This is a genomic window from Paucibacter soli (assembly GCF_037482845.1).
Classification (GTDB): Bacteria; Pseudomonadota; Gammaproteobacteria; order Burkholderiales; family Burkholderiaceae_C; genus Paucibacter_B; species Paucibacter_B soli.
Map to the genome: position 1 here is coordinate 426,471 of NZ_JBBHJW010000002.1, position 17,174 is coordinate 443,644.

General features: G+C 67.1%; 16 protein-coding genes. 14 read left to right on the top strand and 2 right to left on the bottom strand.

Annotated features, from left to right (window positions below; translation table 11 throughout):
* Nucleotides 1-149: 149 nt before the first annotated feature.
* The 14 genes from WG898_RS06645 to WG898_RS06710 all read left to right on the top strand — a co-directional run bounded on the left by WG898_RS06645 (nt 150) and on the right by WG898_RS06710 (nt 14,907).
* Nucleotides 150-1,835, top strand: coding sequence for an MFS transporter (locus tag WG898_RS06645; RefSeq protein ID WP_339601970.1), 1,686 nt, complete (start codon nt 150-152; stop codon nt 1,833-1,835).
* A gap of 270 nt (nt 1,836-2,105) precedes the next feature.
* Nucleotides 2,106-2,531 carry a type IV pilin protein gene (locus WG898_RS06650; RefSeq protein ID WP_339601971.1) on the top strand — a complete coding sequence of 142 codons (426 nt, stop codon included), beginning with the start codon at nt 2,106-2,108 and terminating at the stop codon, nt 2,529-2,531.
* Nucleotides 2,531-3,004, top strand: a complete 474-nt coding sequence (locus WG898_RS06655; RefSeq protein ID WP_339601972.1) for a GspH/FimT family pseudopilin — start codon at nt 2,531-2,533, stop codon at nt 3,002-3,004. The genes WG898_RS06650 and WG898_RS06655 overlap by 1 nt, the downstream gene beginning before the upstream one ends.
* Nucleotides 2,998-3,738 (top strand): PilW family protein, encoded by a 741-nt coding sequence (locus WG898_RS06660; protein ID WP_339601973.1) that lies wholly within the window; start codon nt 2,998-3,000, stop codon nt 3,736-3,738. Before WG898_RS06655 ends, WG898_RS06660 begins: the two co-directional genes overlap by 7 nt.
* 22 nt (nt 3,739-3,760) lie before the next feature.
* The gene (locus tag WG898_RS06665) at nt 3,761-5,017 is read left to right on the top strand and encodes a pilus assembly PilX family protein (RefSeq protein WP_339601974.1); all 1,257 of its coding nucleotides are present in this window, start codon (nt 3,761-3,763) and stop codon (nt 5,015-5,017) included.
* Between the two features lie 12 nt (nt 5,018-5,029).
* Nucleotides 5,030-6,172 carry a prepilin-type N-terminal cleavage/methylation domain-containing protein gene (locus tag WG898_RS06670; protein WP_339601975.1) on the top strand — a complete coding sequence of 381 codons (1,143 nt, stop codon included), beginning with the start codon at nt 5,030-5,032 and terminating at the stop codon, nt 6,170-6,172.
* 101 nt (nt 6,173-6,273) lie between these two features.
* Complete coding sequence (locus WG898_RS06675) at nt 6,274-6,423, top strand: hypothetical protein (RefSeq protein WP_339601976.1); 150 nt, start codon at nt 6,274-6,276, stop codon at nt 6,421-6,423.
* A gap of 55 nt (nt 6,424-6,478) precedes the next feature.
* Nucleotides 6,479-8,389, top strand: coding sequence for a type IV pili methyl-accepting chemotaxis transducer N-terminal domain-containing protein (locus WG898_RS06680; RefSeq protein ID WP_339601977.1), 1,911 nt, complete (start codon nt 6,479-6,481; stop codon nt 8,387-8,389).
* Nucleotides 8,386-9,084 carry a response regulator gene (locus WG898_RS06685; RefSeq protein ID WP_339601978.1) on the top strand — a complete coding sequence of 233 codons (699 nt, stop codon included), beginning with the start codon at nt 8,386-8,388 and terminating at the stop codon, nt 9,082-9,084. Before WG898_RS06680 ends, WG898_RS06685 begins: the two co-directional genes overlap by 4 nt.
* 111 nt (nt 9,085-9,195) lie before the next feature.
* Complete coding sequence (ubiU, locus tag WG898_RS06690) at nt 9,196-10,215, top strand: ubiquinone anaerobic biosynthesis protein UbiU (RefSeq protein WP_339601979.1); 1,020 nt, start codon at nt 9,196-9,198, stop codon at nt 10,213-10,215.
* 10 nt (nt 10,216-10,225) lie between these two features.
* The gene (locus tag WG898_RS06695) at nt 10,226-11,197 is read left to right on the top strand and encodes a U32 family peptidase (protein ID WP_339601980.1); all 972 of its coding nucleotides are present in this window, start codon (nt 10,226-10,228) and stop codon (nt 11,195-11,197) included.
* Entirely contained in the window at nt 11,190-11,597 is a 408-nt protein-coding gene (gene ubiT / locus WG898_RS06700; protein ID WP_339601981.1) for a ubiquinone anaerobic biosynthesis accessory factor UbiT, read from the top strand. The genes WG898_RS06695 and ubiT overlap by 8 nt, the downstream gene beginning before the upstream one ends.
* A 1-nt stretch (nt 11,598) precedes the next feature.
* Nucleotides 11,599-13,230: an indolepyruvate/phenylpyruvate decarboxylase gene (ipdC, locus tag WG898_RS06705; RefSeq protein ID WP_339601982.1), complete on the top strand. Its 1,632-nt coding sequence runs from the start codon at nt 11,599-11,601 to the stop codon at nt 13,228-13,230.
* Nucleotides 13,231-13,362: 132 nt separating this feature from the next.
* Nucleotides 13,363-14,907, top strand: coding sequence for a methyl-accepting chemotaxis protein (locus tag WG898_RS06710; RefSeq protein WP_339601983.1), 1,545 nt, complete (start codon nt 13,363-13,365; stop codon nt 14,905-14,907).
* Nucleotides 14,908-14,951: 44 nt separating this feature from the next.
* Here WG898_RS06710 and WG898_RS06715 read toward each other — a convergent pair whose 3' ends face one another.
* Entirely contained in the window at nt 14,952-15,296 is a 345-nt protein-coding gene (locus WG898_RS06715) for a type II toxin-antitoxin system ChpB family toxin (protein ID WP_339601984.1), read from the bottom strand.
* Between the two features lie 207 nt (nt 15,297-15,503).
* Nucleotides 15,504-17,036 (bottom strand): serine hydrolase domain-containing protein, encoded by a 1,533-nt coding sequence (locus tag WG898_RS06720; protein ID WP_339601985.1) that lies wholly within the window; start codon nt 17,034-17,036, stop codon nt 15,504-15,506.
* Nucleotides 17,037-17,174: the final 138 nt, after the last annotated feature.

Here is a 17,174-nt window from a genome sequence, read left to right on the forward strand (position 1 = left end):
ATGGAGAAATATTGCCCTAGGGTTGCTGCGGGTTTCGTCAGCCAGCGTTCAGTCCCGCGTCAGAGAGGGGTCAGAGGAGAGGCACACAGTCGCCATCAAGGATCACCGGGCGGTGGTTCTCCATGATTCACCATTTGGAGACTTCTCACATGGCAACTGCTGCTGCAGTGTCGACCAACACGCCGATGACGGCGGAAGAGAAGAAGGTCATCTTCGCCTCTTCCCTCGGCACGGTGTTTGAGTGGTACGACTTCTACCTCTACGGTTCGCTGGCTCCGATCATTGCCAAGCAATTCTTCTCGGGCCTGGACCCGCAGGCGGCCTTCATCGCCTCGCTGCTGGCCTTCGCCGCGGGCTTCATCGTGCGCCCCTTCGGCGCACTGGTGTTTGGCCGCCTGGGCGACATGATCGGCCGCAAGTACACCTTCCTGGTGACCATCCTGATCATGGGTCTGTCGACCTTCATCGTCGGCGTGCTGCCGTCCTATGCCACCATAGGTGCGGCCGCGCCGGTGATCCTGATCGGCCTGCGCATGCTGCAGGGCCTGGCGCTGGGCGGTGAATATGGTGGCGCCGCCACCTATGTGGCCGAGCATGCCCCGCAGGGCAAGCGCGGTGCCTACACCTCCTGGATCCAGACCACCGCCACGCTGGGCCTGTTCCTGTCGCTGATGGTGATTCTGGGCACCCGCACCGCGATCGGTGAGCAGGCCTTCGCCGACTGGGGCTGGCGCGTGCCCTTCATCGTCTCGATCCTGCTGCTGGCCATCAGCGTGTGGATCCGGCTGTCGATGAACGAGTCGCCCGCCTTCCAGAAGATGAAGAGCGAGGGCAAGACCTCCAAGGCACCGCTGTCCGAGTCCTTCGGCCAATGGAAGAACCTGAAGATCGTGGCACTGGCGCTGTTCGGCCTGGTGGCCGGCCAGGGCGTGGTCTGGTACTCGGGCCAGTTCTATGCGCTGTTCTTCCTGACCAGCGTGTTGAAGGTGGACTCGTCCACCGCCAACATCATGGTGGCGGTCTCGTTGCTGCTGGGCACGCCCTTCTTTGTGGTGTTCGGCACGCTGTCCGACAAGATCGGCCGCAAGCCCATCATCATGGCGGGCCTGCTGCTGGCCTGCGTGACCTACTTCCCGCTCTTCAAGGCGCTCACCAACGCCGCCAACCCGGATCTGGCCCGCGCGCAGGCCTCGGCGCAGATCTCGCTGACGGTCGACATGAGCACCTGCTCCTTCCAGGGCAGCCCGATCGCCCGTGAGGTGGACTTCACCAGCTCCTGCGACATCGCCAAGCGCGCGCTGGCGCAGTCCTCGGCCAGCTACGACACACTGCCCGGCCCGGCCGGCAGCGTGGCGGTGGTGAAGGTGGGCGACAAGGTCATCAACGGCCTGAACGCCACGCTGATGGCCGGCGGCTACAAGTTCGACGAAGCCAGCGCCAAGGGCATTGCCGCATTCAAGAAGGAACTGGGCGACGCGATGAAGGCCGCCGGCTATCCCGCCAAGGCCGATCCGGCCAAGGTGAACCAGCCGATGGTGATCGCGATCCTGTTCGTGCTGGTGCTGTACGTGACCATGGTCTACGGCCCGATCGCGGCCATGCTGGTGGAACTGTTCCCGACCCGCATCCGCTACACCTCGATGAGCCTGCCCTACCACATCGGCAATGGCTGGTTCGGTGGCCTGCTGCCCTCCATCACCTTCGCGATGGTGGCGCAGAACGGCAACATCTACCACGGCCTCTGGTACCCCATCGGCGTGGCCGCCATGACCCTGGTGATCGGCCTGCTGTTTGTGCGCGAGACCAAGGACGTGGATATCTACGCGCACGATTGAACGACGCGACGCGTCTGCAGCCAGGCTGCAGGCAAATACAAGAGGGGCAGCTCAGGCTGCCCCTTTTTCATGGTTCACGCTGGCAGATGGTGCTCAAGCGCCGGGCCCGCCGGCCGATGCACAGCTTAAGCAGCGGGCCGCCGCTTGTCCTGCCCTGCCGGCCATCCATCGCCTGGGCGGTCCGGTCCGTGCCATATGCACAGCCGCGCCGGCGGCGGACGCCGACAATTCGCTGCACGGATGGCGGTTTCACCCACGCTTTGACGGGACATGTGGATGTTGCACAGTTTTTCTTCTACGCAAGACCGGCGCGTCGCCGGCTTCACTCTGGTCGAGTTGATGATCACGGTGGCGGTGGTGGCCATCCTGGCCGCGGTGGCCATACCCTCCTACCTCTCCCAGGTGCGCAAGGGACGCCGCAGCGATGCGGTCGATATGGCGGCGCGGGTTATGCAGGCGCAGGAACGCTGGCGCAGCGAGAACAGCAGCTACGCGACGCTGGCCCAGCTCAGTATCAGCTCGCCCACTGCCGGGGGCTATTACTCCTTTGCGCTTTCCGGCGTCGCCGCCACCGGCTACACCCTGACCTTCACCGGCCTTGGTAGCCAGGCCTCCGACAGCGGCTGCACCACGCTGACGTTGACGGTTGCCGCCGGCAATGGTGCCTATACCCCTGCCGCCTGCTGGAGCCGCTGATGCGCCGTACCAGCAACCGCGGCATGACGCTGGTCGAACTGATGGTGACCGTGGCCGTGGTCGTGATCCTGCTGGTGATCGCCGTGCCGGGTTCGGTGGATATGTTCAGGCGGCTGCGCGTCGAAGGTGTGGCCAACGAACTGGCTACCGACCTGCAGTACGCCCGGTCCGAGTCCATCCGGCGCCGCGAAGACGTCACCCTGGTGAGCAGCGCGGATGGCAGTTCCTACACTCTGACCGGAGTCCCCAGCGCCACCATGCTGAAGACGGTGACCCTGCCCAGCGGTACCAGCCTGAGCGCTGCCGTGACGATTCGGTTTGAAAGCCTGCGTGGCAGCGCCACGGCAACGGGCACGATCGACGTCAGTGCGGCAGGCAGCACGGGAAGGCTCAGGCTTGCGGTGGATGAGGTCGGGCGCGTGAGCACCTGCGTCGCCGCGGGCACGTTCATGGGGAGTGCCAAGCCATGCTGAACATGACGATGACGACGCGATCGTCGACCAGCCAGCGCGCACGACCAGAGCGTGGCATTTCCCTGGTCGAGCTGATGATCGGGCTGGCGGTGGGCCTGATGGTGACGGCCGGTGCGATATCGCTGTTCGCGACCAATGTCTCGCAGAGTCGGCGTGTGGTGGCGAACGCCCGTGTGGAGCAGGATCTGCGCAATATCGCGGATCTGATCACGCGCGACCTGCGCCGCGCCGGCTATTGGGGCAATGCCATCAAGGGCACGCTTGCCGTCGGCGCCGGAGCGGCCGCGGCGTCCAATCCCTATGCGTCGGTAGCGCCCGCCAGTTCGGCAACGGATGGGCAAATCGTCTATTCCTTTTCGCGCGACGCTGACAACGCGTCCGACGCTCTCAAGGATGCAAAGAGCGATGCCGAGATTTTCGGTTTCAGGCGCAACAGCGAGGACGGTACGGTCGAAATGCAGACAGGTAAAGATACCTGGAAGAAGCTCAACGATCCGAACTACACCACCATCACCGCGCTCAGTCTGAGCGACGCCAGCCCGGCCAGCATCCCGCTTGGCTACCGCTGCCCGACGAATTGCGCCGCGGGTACGCCAAACTGCCCCGAGGTCAAGGTGCGCCGCTACGACCTGGTGCTGACGGGGCGCTCGGTGCTGGACAGCACCGTGGTTCGCACGCTGCGCACCAGCGTGCGGCTTCGCAACGATCAAATGTCGGGCCAATGCCCGCCCTGAGTGGGGCGTGAGGATAGCAAGCATGACGCAACATCCATCATCGAATGCGCGACAGCGCGGCGTCGGCACCCTGGTGGTCACCTTGACGCTGATGCTCAGCATGTCACTGGTCGTGTTCTATCTGAACCGCAATGTGATTTTTGAGCAGCGTACCGCGGCCAACCAGATTCGTTCCACCGAGGCCATGGAACTCGCCGAGGGCGGCATGGAGTGGGCGCTGGGCATGCTCAATACCCCCAAGGAAATCGATACCGCCTGCGTTCCCACCAGTTCTGGGACCACGTTTCGAAAACGCTACCTTGCTCCCAGTGGCACCACCTTCACGCCCTTGGTCGGGGTAACTGCGGGCTGCAAGCGCAGTGGCGGCGCATGGACCTGCAGTTGCCCGACCAGCGGCAATGCCAGCCTTGGCTCGGCCAGCGAACGGAGCTTCACCGTCGTGTTTGCGGCCGTGGCGGGTCAGCCGGGTGCGGTTCAAATCAGCTCTTACGGCTGCACGGCCCAGTCCGACGCCTGCCGCGAAGGGCAGACTGGCAGCGCCGACGCGAGTGCGATGGTCAGGGCGGTGCTCAAGGCCAGCCCCTTGCTGCCTGGCAAACCCGCCGGACCCATCACCTGCGGAACCTCGTGCGCCATCGGCGGCTCCTACAACATCGTCAACAACGATGTGGAAACCAATGGCGTGCTGGTCAACGCGGGCACGACGATCTCGACCAGCCCGGGCACCTCGCTCACGACCATTCCGGGCCAACCCGCTGCCAATGCGCTGGTCGGTGCCGACAAGTCACTGGCGGACCTCGCCAGCGCCGATCCGACCTGCAGCAATTCGCGCATGTTCAACGCCTACTTCGGTACCACCATGGATGAGTACCGGACGTCCCCGAATACCACGGTGCTCTCCTGCGGCAGTGCCAGCGATTGCAAGAACCAGTTGACGACGGCCTACGACCAGGGCAAACGCGCCTTCTACTTCACCTCCGATGTGCAGTTGAGCGGCAACGGCAGCCTGGGCACGGCGGCCGACCCCGTGGTGTTCGTGACGCCCAATGCGCTGAAGGTGAACGGGAACTGGGATCTCTACGGCATGGTGTTCTCGAATTCGGCCGACTACAACAACCTCGGCACCGGTGCGGCAAATATCCACGGTGCCATCGTCAGTTGCGCGGCCTATTCGAACAACGGCAACGGCACGGCAGCGTACGACCCTTCTGTGCTGGACAACCTGAATGCGAATAACGGCACCATCGTGCGCGTGCCCGGCAGCTGGCGCGATTGGTGAGTGGAGACCCTCATGATGAATACCTACCGGCTTCAGACCACGGCCAGGCAGCGGGGCTTTACCCTGATCGAGGCGCTGGTGGCCTTGCTGATCATGGCGTTTTGCATGCTGGGCCTGGCGGGCATGCAGATGGCGATGTCTCGCAACGCCGATCTGGCGCGCCAGCGCAGCGAGGCGACCAGGCTGGCGCAGGAGAAAATCGAGGAACTGCGGGCCTTCAATTCGATCGAGACCGGTGCGGGCAAGGAGGCCTGGGATGCACTGGCGAACGACAAGGACGAGATAACGACGGGCTCCAACGCGACCTTTACGCGGCAGGTCACCATGGGTGGCAGCAGCGCCGATTCGCAGCGCACCATCCAGGTGGCGGTTTCTTGGGTCGATCGCAGCGGCGAAACCAAGACGGTGACGCTCAACTCCTATATTGCCAAGACCGATCCGGCCTTGTCGGGGGCGCTGGGTTTTCCACTGCCGGGCAACGGCAATATCAAACGGCCTAAAAACCGCAATCTGAACATCCCGATTGCCGCGACCGACCTCGGGCATGGCTTCAGTGCCGTGCCTCTGAACAATTTTGCAATCGTCTTCAGCAATGACTCGGGCTATGTGGTGAAGCGTTGCCCCTACATGATCGCCTCTGAGGCCCAGCTGGGAGTCTGCAGCGACTACCCGGCCTACATCCTGGCGGGTTATGTGTCAGGTTCCAACTCTGCGGTCACCGGTCTCAATTTCGGCGGACTCACGGGCACGGCATCGCATGGCGCGGTGGACTGCAGCTTCGGCAACGCGATCAATCAAAACACGCAGGCGGCCATCGCAGGCTACAAGTACTACCTGTGCGTGATGCAGGTGGCGAGCGCGGGCGATGCCTGGTCCGGCACGGTGCGCCTGGCCGGCATGGCCTCGGGCAGCAACTACCTGGTCTGCCGGTTCCAGTACGCGGCCACCAATGGCCTGAGCGACAACCAGCGCAATGTCCAGGCCTACAGCAATGTGCGGGAATCGCTGGATCAGCAGAACTACTACCTGACCACCAGTGGCTCCTGCCCGACGGTGGGCGGCCTGGCGACCACCTTGCATCAGCGCTGCACCAGCAGCAACGCCAGTCGTGCGACGGATTGCCCGGCCAACCCCGACCCCGCACCGGCACCCTAATGTGCAGCTAGACGGCATCGGACGGCCGCGCTCAGCCCGGTGTCAGCAAGCCCGGCAAGAATGCGGCATCGACTCCATGAATCTTTGCCGGGAACTCTGACATGTGGAAACTGCTCCTCGCCTTCGTGATCTTTGCCGCCCTGGCGCTGTTCGTGCTGACCAAGAGTGGCGGCAATATCGACATGGGTGGCGAGAAGCACGAGGTCGCCGCGCCGCATGCCGAGGCCCCGGCATCCGCTGCCTCCAACTGAGCCTCGCTTGATCTTCGTCAAGCCATAAGCCGGCGCGGCACCTTAGGGTGTCGCCATGCGCACGCTCCTACGTAGCCTGGCGGGCAAGCTCGCCCTGATCCAGACCACCTTTCTGACGGTGGCCCTGGCCTCGATCGCCTTCACTGTCTGGGTTTCCTGGCAGCTGGAAGGCGGCGCCGGCGCGATCAACGAGGCCGGGCGCATGCGCATGATGACCTACCGCCTGACGCTGGCGCACGAGACTGGCGGCCAGGCCGAGCTGCCCGATGGCGTCGCGGCCTTCGACGCGATGGTGCGCAATCTGCGCGAGGGCGACCCCTCGCGCCCGCTCTTCATTCCCGACAATGAGGCCTGCGTCGAGCGCTTTGCCGAGGTTGAACGCGCCTGGCAACCGCTGCGCGCAAAGCTGCTGGCGGAGCAGGGCGGGCCTGCGCTGCGTCAGCAGGCCGACCGTTTCGTCACCACGGTGGACGGCTTCGTCTCGGCCATCGAGCATGCCATCGCCACCCGCACCGCGCTGCTGGGCGGGCTGTGTTTCGGGCTGGTCGTGCTGGTGGCGGCGGCCTCGGTGGTGTTCGTCTCGGGCACCCTGATGTGGATCGTGCGGCCGCTGCAGCGCCTGCGCGACGGCCTGGCCAATATGGCGGCGCGTGACTTCTCGCAGCGCATCGACGAGCGCAATTCGGTCGAGGAGTTCGCCAGCCTGGCCCAGGGCTTCAACCAGATGGCCGACGCCCTGCAGCGCTCCTATGCGGGCCTGGAGGCCAAGGTGGCGGCCAAGACCGCCAATCTGGCGCAGCAGAACGAGCGCCTGGCCGCGCTCTACGACGTGGCCCTGCTGGCCGCGCAGAACCACGACAGCATGGAAGAGCTGGCGCAGAGCTTTGCGCAGAAGATCTGCCGCATCGCCGGGGCCGACGCCGCCGCCGTGCGCCTGGCCACCGAGGACGGCGAGCGCCTGCTGCTGCTGGGCCAGGTGCGCCTGCCGCAGCAGATGCGCGATGCCGAGCATTGCGTGCGCGTGGGCGAATGCGCCTGCGGCGAGCACCTCGAAACCGCGCCGGGTGCGCGCGTCATTCCGATCCGCCAGCTGGGCCCGCGCACGCTGCGGCATTGCGAGGCGGCCGGCTACCAGACCGTGGTCGCCATCCCCATGCGCACCCAGCAGCGCACCCATGGCGAGGTGGAGCTGTTCTTCTACGGCGAGCGCCCCATCCCCGACGCCGAGCGGCATCTGCTCGATGCCCTGGTGGGCCAGGTGGCCTCGCAGCTGGAGAACCTGCGGCTGGCGGCGCGCGACCGTGAGATGGCGATCAGCGAGGAACGCAATCTGCTGGCGCAGGAGCTGCACGATTCGATCGCGCAGTCGCTCGCCTTTCTGAAGATCCAGGTGCAGCTGCTGCGCAGTGCCCTGGCCAAGCAACGTGCCGAGGAAGTGGAGCGCACCCTGGGCGAGATCGATGCCGGCGTGCGCGAGAGCTATGCCGATGTGCGCGAGCTGCTCTTGCACTTCCGCACCCGCGCCGGCCATGAGGACATCGAGCATGCGCTGCGCACCACGCTCTCCAAGTTCGAGCTGCAGAGCGGCCTGACGGCGCGCCTGGTGGTCAGCGGCCAAGGTGTGCCCTTGCCGCCCGACGAGCAGATCCAGGTGCTGCACATCGTGCAGGAAGCGCTGTCCAACGTGCGCAAGCATGCCGGTGCGCGCCGCGTCGAGTTGCGCGTGCTGGCGGGGCCGCAATGGCGCTTCGAGGTCTGGGATGATGGTGCCGGCTTTGATGTGTCGGGCAATGCCGCCGACGAAACCCATGTGGGCCTGCATATCATGCGCGAGCGCGCCGCCCGCATCGGCGCACGCCTGGAGATCCGCAGTTCGGCCGGCCAGGGCACCCAGGTCAGCCTGCTGTTGCCGCCGCGCCAGGAGCGCCAGGCCGACACGCATGAACCGCAACGAGAAAGCGCATGAGCCAGCTGCCCGAGAAGATTCGCGTCATGGTGGTCGATGACCACAGCCTGTTCCGCCGCGGCCTCACCGCCCTGCTGGCCCATGAGGAAGGGCTGGACGTGGTGGGCGAGGCCAGCGACGGCAGCGAGGCGCTGCGCCATGTGGCCGCGCTCAGGCCCGACGTGATGCTGCTGGACAACCATATGCCGGGCGTGCGTGGCGTCGATCTGCTGCCGGGCCTGCTGGAGGCCGCGCCCGAGACGCGCTTCATCATGCTGACCGTCAGCGAGGACGAGGACGACCTGGCGGCCGCGCTGCGCGCCGGTGCGGTGGGCTATCTGCTCAAGACCATCGACGGCCAGGAGCTCGCCGCGGCGATACGCCGCGCGGTGTGCGGCGAATCGGTGGTCAGCCCCGAGATGACGCACAAGCTGGTGCGCGCCTTCAAGGCCAGCGTGGCCGCGCCGACGGCGGGCGCGGCGGCCAGCGGCCAGGCCGAACGCGATGCAGCCCTCGCCACGCTCTCGCCGCGCGAGCAGGACATCCTGCGCGAGATCGCGCGCGGTGCCAGCAACAAGGAGATCGCGCGCGCCCTCGACATCGCCGAGACCACCGTGAAGATCCATGTGCAGCACATCCTGCGCAAGCTCGACCTCAGCTCGCGCGTGCAGGTGGCCGTGTGGGCCAGCGAACGGGGCCTGTTCAGCGGGCAGTGAGGGCGCGCTTGATCGCGAGCAAGTCGGGCTGTTGAGACAGCACAAAACCATGCCGCGGGCATGCGCCTAGATTTCACAGCCTTGCCGCGCCGCGGCGACTACCTGTGATTCATGGCCTCGCCCGCAACCCACCACAAACCCGATCTCGTCTGCCCCGCCGGCTCGCTGCGAGCCCTCACCCTGGCCATCGACGCCGGTGCCGATGCCGTCTACCTCGGGCTCAAGGACGCCACCAACGCGCGCAATTTCGCCGGCCTGAATTTTGACGATGCCCAGGTGCGCGAGGGCGTGAGCTATGCGCATGCCAGAGGCCGCCAGGTGCTGATGGCGCTCAACACGTACGCCGATGCGCGCGATGACGGGCCCTGGCGCCGCGCCGTCGACCGCGCCGCCGAACTCGGCGCCGATGCGCTGATCGTGGCCGACAGCGCGGTGCTGGCCTATGCCCGCGCGCACCACCCCGAGCTGCGCCTGCATCTCTCGGTGCAGGCCTCGGCCACCAGCTACGAGGCGATCGAGTTCTACCGTGAGCGCTACGGCATCCAGCGCGCCGTGCTGCCGCGCGTGCTCACGCTCAGCCAGGTCCAGCATGTGATACGCCACACCGGGGTGGAGATCGAGGTGTTCGGCTTCGGCAGCCTATGCGTGATGGTGGAGGGGCGTTGTGCGCTCTCGTCCTACGTCACCGGCCAGTCGCCCAATACCGCCGGCGTGTGCTCGCCACCCGCGGCGGTGCAATGGCTGGAAGGGCCCGAGGGCGTGGATGCGCGCCTGTCCGGCGTGCTGATCGACCGCTACGCGCCGCAGGAGCCGCGCGGCTACCCCACGCTGTGCAAGGGCCGCTTCCTGGTGGAGGGCGAGCGCGACTATGCGCTGGAGGAGCCCACCAGCCTGAATACGCTGGCGCTGCTGCCGCAGCTGATCGAGGCCGGCGTCAAGGCCATCAAGATCGAGGGGCGGCAGCGCAGCCCCAGCTATGTGGCGGGTGTCACCAAGGTCTGGCGTCAGGCCATCGACATGGCCGCGTCGGGTGCACGTTATGCCGTGGCGCCCGCCTGGAGCGCCGAACTGGCGCGCTGGGCCGAGGGCCAGCAAAGCACCCTGGGTGCGTATGAGCGGCCTTGGCGCTAAGGGATCCATCATGGAAACAACAAAACGTCTGGGCCTGACGATAGGGCCGCTGCAGTACTGGTGGCCGCGCACGAGCATGCTGCAGGCCTATGCCGAGCTGGCGGAGGGGCCGGCCGATACCTTTGTGCTGGGCGAGGTGACCTGCTCGCGGCGCAACGAGTTCACCCTGCTGGACTGGCTGGCGCTGGCGCGTGACCTCGTCAGCGCCGGCAAGCGCGTGCGCCTGGCCACGCTGCCGCTGCTGATGTCCGAGGCCGAGCTGCGCCAGCTGCGCCGCATTGCCGAGCAGGGCGAGTTCGCGGTCGAGGCGGGCGATGCCGCAGCGCTGCAGCGTCTCGCCCAAGTACCTGAAACGTCGTCTGAAGCGTCGCCTGAGCGCCTGCCATTTACCCTGGGCCCGCACCTCAACATCTACAGCCGCGTGGCCCTGGTCGAGCATGCCGGCCTGGGCGCCGACACCTGGGTGGCGCCGCTGGAACTGGCGCTGGACGCGGTGGCCCGCATCAACCCGCCCGAGGCCCGCGTGCAGGGGCAGCGTGGAGCGATCCAGACCGAGGTGTTTGGCTTTGGCCGCATGCCGCTGGCCTTCTCGGCGCGCTGCTTCACGGCCCGCCACCACCGCCTCAGCAAGGACGAGTGCGAATTCCGCTGCCGCGACGATGCCGACGGCCTCTTGCTCTCCACCACCGAGGGCCAGCCCTTCCTGGTGCTGAACGGCATCTCGACTCAGTCGGCGGCCCTGCATTGCCTGATCGGCGAAGGCGCGGCCTTGCGCGCCGCCGGCGTCGACCGGCTGCGGCTCTCGCCCTGCAGCCAGGGCTTCGCCCGCGTCGTTGAACTGTTCGACGCGGTGCTGCATGCCGGCCTGCCGCTCGCCGAAGCGCACGCCGAGCTGCAGGCCCTGCCGCTGCCGGGTGCGCTGGTGAATGGATTTGCCCACCGCCAGGCGGGTATGGTGCAAGAGGATTTGGCTCATGTTTGAACTGCCGCACAACCTGAAGGCGCTGCTGCGCCGCCTGCCGCTGCAGCCGCCTTCCTTCGTGGCGGCGCGCGCGCTGGACCGCCTGCTGCTGCCGCGCCTGGACGCCGAGCAGCGCCGCCTGCTGGCCGGCCGCGTGGTGGAGCTGGAGTTGCTGGAACCCGGCCTGCGCGTGCGTCTGCTGCTGGGGCCCAGGGGCTTCATGCCCGCCGCCGGCGGCGCGCAACCGGCCGTCACGGTGCGCGCGCGCAGCCTGGCGCTGTGGCGCCTGCTGCGCGGCGAGGAAGACGCCGATCGCCTGTTCTTCGAGCGCGCCCTGGTGATGGAGGGCGACACCGAGTACGGGCTGATGCTGAAGAACACGCTCGACGCCATCGGGCCGCTGCTGCCCGTGCGTGCCTGACATGATGTGGACCAATCTCACCGAACAGCTGCTGCATGCGTTGAAGGCGCGTGGCGCCACCGAGATCTTCGGCATCCCGGGCGACTTTGCCCTGCCGCTGTTTCGCGCCATCGAGCGCGCCGCCATCCTGCCCCTGCACACGCTATCGCATGAGCCGGGCCTGGGCTTTGCTGCCGATGCCGCGGCGCGCGTGCGCGGCGGCCTGGGCGTGGCCGCGGTCACCTATGGCGCGGGCGCGCTCAATATGGTGAACCCGGTGGCCAACGCCTTTGCCGAGCGCGTGCCGCTGGTGGTGCTGTCGGGTGCACCGGCCGCGCACGAGGCGGCCAGCGGCCTGCTGTTGCACCACCAGGTGAAGGCGCTGGATTCGCAATGGCGCATCTTCGAGGAGCTGACGGTGGACCGCGCCCGGCTCGACGACCCCGTCACCGCGCCGGCGCTGATCGCGCGCGTGCTCGACAGCGCGCTGCACCGCGCCGGCCCGGTCTACCTGGAGATCCCGCGCGACATGCCCGAGCGCGCCTGTGCCGCGCCGCCCGAGTTGCCGCCCCCGCCGCTGGACCGCGAGCGCCTGGCCGCCTGCGCCGACGAGCTGCTGGCGCGCCTGCGCGCGGCGCGCCATCCGCTGCTGCTGGTGGGCGTGGAGATCCGCCGTTATGGCATCGAGGCCCAGGTGGCCGAACTGGCGCGCCGCCTCAACATCCCGGTGGCCACCACCTTGATGGGCCGCGGCCTGCTGGCGGACTCCGGCGTGCAACATCTGGGCTGCTATCTGGGCCTGGCCGGCGATCCGGCGCTCACCGAGGCGGTGGAGGGCTCCGACGCCTTGCTGCTGCTGGGCACCATCGTCAGCGACAGCAATTTCGCCGTCTCGCGCAAGCGCATCGACTTCCGCCATGCCATCCGGGTCTGGCAGGGCGAGGTCGAGATGGGCCACCATGTCTATCGCGAGTTGCCCATCAAGGAGCTGGTGGAGGCGCTGCTGCTGCGCGTGATGACGCGCCCGCCCCAGCCCTTCATCGAGGCGGCGCGCGCCACGCCCGAGCTGCCCGCGCCGGATGCGCCGCTCACCCCGGCGGCGATCGCCGCGGCGGCCAATGCCCTGATGCAAAAGCATGGTGCCATGCCGGTGGCCTGCGACATGGGCGACTGCCTGTTCACCGCCATGGACCTCGCGCCCACCGAGCTGATCGCCCCCGGCTACTACGCCACCATGGGCTATGGCGTACCGGCGGCATTGGGCCTGCAGGTGGCCACCGGCCGCCGGCCCCTGGTGCTGGTGGGCGACGGCGCCTTCCAGATGACGGGCTGGGAGCTGGGCAACGCGCGCGCGCTGGGCTGCGACCCCATCGTGCTGCTGCTCAACAACGCCAGCTGGGAGATGCTGCGCACCTTCGAACCCGAGGGCCGCTACAACGACCGCGGTGCCTGGGACTTCGCCGCCATGGCCGCCGGCATGGGCGGGCGCGGCTACGAGGTCCACACGGTGGGCCAGTTGGTCGAGGCGCTGGCCTGCGCCCAGGCCGAGCGCGGCCGCTTCCAACTGCTGGACCTGCGGTTGGCGCCCGGCGTGCTGTCGCCCACCCTGCAGCGCTTCGTCGGCGCGGTGAAGCGCCTTTCCATGCCCGGCTGAGCGGCCCGCAAGGCCGGGGTCAGATCTTGCTTGCAGGATCTGAAACCCTGGTCGGTGTGGAGCTCCATCCCTATACTGGCCGGCACCCCAATGCCGGGGTCACGGTTTGAGGATGGTGTCCGGGAGGTCGCGATGCTTTCGTTCGAGAACCTGAGAGTCGGAGTCCGACTCGCCATGGGCTTTGGCACCGTGATGGTGCTGCTGATCGTCATTTCGGTGCTGGGTGCCCTGGGCGCGCGCGAGATCGCCGCCAGCACCAGCCAGATCTACGAAGACCGCACCGTGCCGCTGCAACAGCTCGCCCGGGTCAATTCGCTGATGCTGCAAAACCGCGTGTTGGTCACCGAGATGATGCAGGCGCCGGGCAAGCTGGACGAGCTGAACGCGGTCTTGCAGGGCAATATCGAGCAGGTCAGCAAGGCCTGGAAAGCCTACGCGGACAGCGGCATGACGCCCGAGGAGGCGCGCCTGGCTGCCAAATTCGTCGAGATGCGGGGGCGCTACGTCAAGGACGGCCTGCTGGCCGCGCGCGATGCCGTCAAGGCCGGCGCGGCCGAGCAGTCCGGCCAGATCTATGCGAACCAGATCGTGCCGCTGGGCAAGCAGACCCAGGAGGCCATGGACGCGCTGCAGGGCCTGCAGGTCAGCGAGGGCGCCAAGGACTATGCCGCGGCACAGCGCGGCAGCAGCAAGGTGATGTGGGTGAGCCTGCTGGGCACGCTGCTGGCCATCGCCATGGGGAGCAGCTTGGCCTGGGCGGTGAGCCGCTCCATCACCGCGCCGGTGCGTGAGGCCCTGGAGCTGGCCGAGCGCGTCGCCGCGGGCGACCTCAGCGCCACGCTGCAGGCCCAGGGCCGCAACGAGATGGCGCAGCTGCTGCAGGCACTGGGCCGCATGACCGAAAGCCTGCGCGCCATCGTCGGCCAGGTGCGCGACAGCAGCGAGAGCATCAGCACCGGCTCGGCCGAGATCGCCACCGGCAACGCCGACCTGAGCCAGCGTACCGAGACCCAGGCCAGCAATCTGGAAGAGACCGCCGCCACCATGGAGCAGCTCTCCAGCACGGTGCGCAACAACGCCCAGACCGCCGTCCAGGCCAACGAGCTGGCCCACAGCGCCAGCGCCGCGGCCGGCCGCGGCGGCGCCGTGGTGGGCGATCTGGTCAGCAATATGGCGGCGATCTCGCAGAGTTCCAACCGCATTGCCGAGATCATTGGCGTGATCGACGGCATCGCCTTCCAGACCAACATCCTGGCGCTGAACGCCGCCGTGGAAGCGGCGCGCGCGGGCGAGCAGGGCCGGGGCTTCGCGGTGGTGGCGGGCGAGGTGCGCAGCCTGGCGCAGCGCAGCGCCGAGGCGGCGCGAGAGATCAAGTCGCTGATCGGCGACAGCCAGAGCAAGGTCGAGAACGGCAACCGCCTGGCCGAGCAGGCCGGCGGCGCGATGCAGGACATCGTGCAGGAGGTGGGCCGCGTCAGCACCCTGATCGCCGAGATCGCCAACGCCAGCGGCGAGCAGTCGCGCGGCATTGCCCAGGTGGGCGCGGCGGTGGGCCAGCTCGACCAGGTGACGCAGCAGAACGCCGCCCTGGTCGAACAAAGCGCCGCCGCGGCCGAAAGCCTGCGCAACCAGGCGCAGCAGCTGGCGGAGCTGGTGGCGAGTTTCAGGTTGAGGTGAGGGGGGCGGGGTTGCTTTGCGAGGAGGCGGCCCTGCGTCTTGCCTTAGTCGCCCAACAGGGCCAGCAGACGCGCGATGGCGTCGTCGATGACCTCGTGAGGCACACGCTCGACCTTGCGCGCCTTGCGGGCCGCTAGGTCGAGCATGCGGATCTTGTTGACCAGGGCAACGCCCTGCGTCTTGCAGCCGGTGCCGGTCAAGCTGACCGCGAAGCCGGCGTAGCGAGCGAAATCGCCACCCTGCGTGATCGGTCCCACCAGCACATCGCCGAGCACATTGAACGCCTTGGTGGTCAGCACCAGCGCCGGCCGCGCGCCGCGCTGCTCGTGGCCCCGCGCCGGGTCCAAGGGCACGCTCACCACGTCGCCGCGGTCGAAAGCAGCTGCCATCAGAACACCTCTTGGCCGGCGGGGCGGGCAAAGTCCCACACCGCCAGATCAGCCGGCGGCGTAAGCGTCCCGGCAAGTCATGTTGACTCGCCTGACTAGCGGGCAGTCAGTGGTCGAAGCCGATGGCTGCCAACGATGCGGCAGGAGGTCGCCGAGGTCGCTATGCTGGCCTCAAGCTGATATGGCACGACGAAGTCTGCCTGCCGACTAGCGTGCGCGTCCGCGGTACCGCACCGCTTCCAGCGGCTCGGACCTGTCGGTGAGTTCGACGGAGGCCCCTTCATTGGCGAAGGTCAGGCGGAAGCGGCGTTTATTGATGTTCCCCACCTCGTCGTAGTCGAGGATAAACGTGCTGTCGTTCTCCCATGCACCGCTTGCTGCAACCGGCAGTCCGAATCGCCCATCGGGCGAAACGCGGGGGACGCCGTCCAAGCCGATCGGTCGGGGTCCGTCGTGCCGGTCAACCAGTTCCAACTCGAACTGGGCCGAACCACTCCCCGAAAAGGTGAGCGAGAACGACCTGATGTCGAAAGGATTCGCGTCGAGCGCGTAGGCGCGGCCCGAGATCACCTCTGCCAACAGCGGCGCTTGGGTGAGCGGTCGCGCAGCCGGCGGCTCCGTCGCAGCCCGTACGACACTCGCGAGTCGCCTCGCTCCTGCCGGGTTCTCGGGCAACGCGCGGTCGGATTTGATTGCGCGGCCGATGAACTGGCCGATGTCGCCCGGCTCGAACTCTCCTCCCGTGAACACGACAACGAGGTTCTTCGCCGGCACGACGCTTATGCGCTGCCCGCCTCGACCGAGTCCTTCGAACATCGGCGGGCTCCTGTCGGGATAGATCCAGAGACCGTAGCCGTACCCCGTTGCTGTGCTGCTCCCCGGGTAAGCGTGCGCCTGGACGGCGGCTCGCATCCACTCTGTTGGAACGAGTTGCCGATCCTCCCACTGGCCACCTCGCAGCCAGAGATAGCCGATCTTCGCCATGTCGCGAGGCTGAAGGTGCAAGTCGCCCCAGCCGTGCGAAATCCCCTGGGAGTCGGACGGCCACGCGGCGTCGCCAATACCGAGGGGAGCAAACAACGTGCGCCGAGCGAAGTCGAGCGCGCTCCCGCCGGTCGCTTTGGTGATGATCCCGGAGAGCAGGTGCATGCCGCCGGAGCAGTACTCGTAGACGCTACCGGGCTCGGCCACCATCGGGAGATCAAACATGAACCCTATCCAATCTGGACTCTTCCTCATCTGGGTCAGAGTGATCTCCCCCTGCTGCTGGTGGCAGTCGAGCCCGGATGTCATCGTGAGCAGGTGTTCCACCGTCAAGCGCGTCTTGCGCGAGTCGAGCTTGGCGGTGGCCCGCGCGCCCAGAATCTCCATCATTGCTTGCGCCACGCTGCTCACCTTGTGCTGTCCGATGGCGACGCCGACGAGCGTGGAGGTGACGCCCTTGGTCACCGACGCCATGTCGTGCATGAGGTTGTCCTGGAACGGCCAGAAGTACGCATCCAGCACGAGGTATCCATCGCGGACGATCGTTAGGCTGTGAATCGCGATCTGGCGCCGGCGAATCTCGTCGAATGCTTCGGCGAGGACTTCCGAGTCCATTCCTTGCGCTTCGGGTGAGGAACGGGGCCAGCCTTGCGTTGGCCACTTCTCCTGCTGCGCTGCCGCCTTTACGCCGGTGATCGCAAGCGCGGCCAGGTAAGCAACGATGGCGATCCGTTCGAGCACTCTCACGTTCTTCACTCACTCAAGTCTGCGAGGCGGCGACACCGAAAGGCCAATTCTTGCAGTTGACTCATCAAAGTGAGGCAAGACCGCCGCTGCACCGAAGGCGTAGAGGAACGATTCAACATGCATTTGACAGAGCGAATGCCGCCAAGT

Excerpts from the sequence above, each read along its gene's own strand:
- WG898_RS06695 (WP_339601980.1), top strand. The coding sequence starts at position 10,226 with ATGGAAACAACAAAACGTCTGGGCCTGACGATAGGGCCGCTGCAGTAC.
- WG898_RS06680 (WP_339601977.1), top strand. The coding sequence starts at position 6,479 with ATGCGCACGCTCCTACGTAGCCTGGCGGGCAAGCTCGCCCTGATCCAG.
- WG898_RS06665 (WP_339601974.1), top strand. The coding sequence starts at position 3,761 with ATGACGCAACATCCATCATCGAATGCGCGACAGCGCGGCGTCGGCACC.
- WG898_RS06650 (WP_339601971.1), top strand. The coding sequence starts at position 2,106 with ATGTGGATGTTGCACAGTTTTTCTTCTACGCAAGACCGGCGCGTCGCC.
- WG898_RS06660 (WP_339601973.1), top strand. The coding sequence starts at position 2,998 with ATGCTGAACATGACGATGACGACGCGATCGTCGACCAGCCAGCGCGCA.
- WG898_RS06685 (WP_339601978.1), top strand. The coding sequence starts at position 8,386 with ATGAGCCAGCTGCCCGAGAAGATTCGCGTCATGGTGGTCGATGACCAC.
- ipdC (WP_339601982.1), top strand. The coding sequence starts at position 11,599 with ATGATGTGGACCAATCTCACCGAACAGCTGCTGCATGCGTTGAAGGCG.
- WG898_RS06645 (WP_339601970.1), top strand. The coding sequence starts at position 150 with ATGGCAACTGCTGCTGCAGTGTCGACCAACACGCCGATGACGGCGGAA.
- WG898_RS06655 (WP_339601972.1), top strand. The coding sequence starts at position 2,531 with ATGCGCCGTACCAGCAACCGCGGCATGACGCTGGTCGAACTGATGGTG.
- WG898_RS06675 (WP_339601976.1), top strand. The coding sequence starts at position 6,274 with ATGTGGAAACTGCTCCTCGCCTTCGTGATCTTTGCCGCCCTGGCGCTG.
- WG898_RS06710 (WP_339601983.1), top strand. The coding sequence starts at position 13,363 with ATGCTTTCGTTCGAGAACCTGAGAGTCGGAGTCCGACTCGCCATGGGC.
- WG898_RS06670 (WP_339601975.1), top strand. The coding sequence starts at position 5,030 with ATGATGAATACCTACCGGCTTCAGACCACGGCCAGGCAGCGGGGCTTT.
- ubiT (WP_339601981.1), top strand. The coding sequence starts at position 11,190 with ATGTTTGAACTGCCGCACAACCTGAAGGCGCTGCTGCGCCGCCTGCCG.
- ubiU (WP_339601979.1), top strand. The coding sequence starts at position 9,196 with ATGGCCTCGCCCGCAACCCACCACAAACCCGATCTCGTCTGCCCCGCC.
- WG898_RS06715 (WP_339601984.1), bottom strand. The coding sequence starts at position 15,296 with ATGGCAGCTGCTTTCGACCGCGGCGACGTGGTGAGCGTGCCCTTGGAC.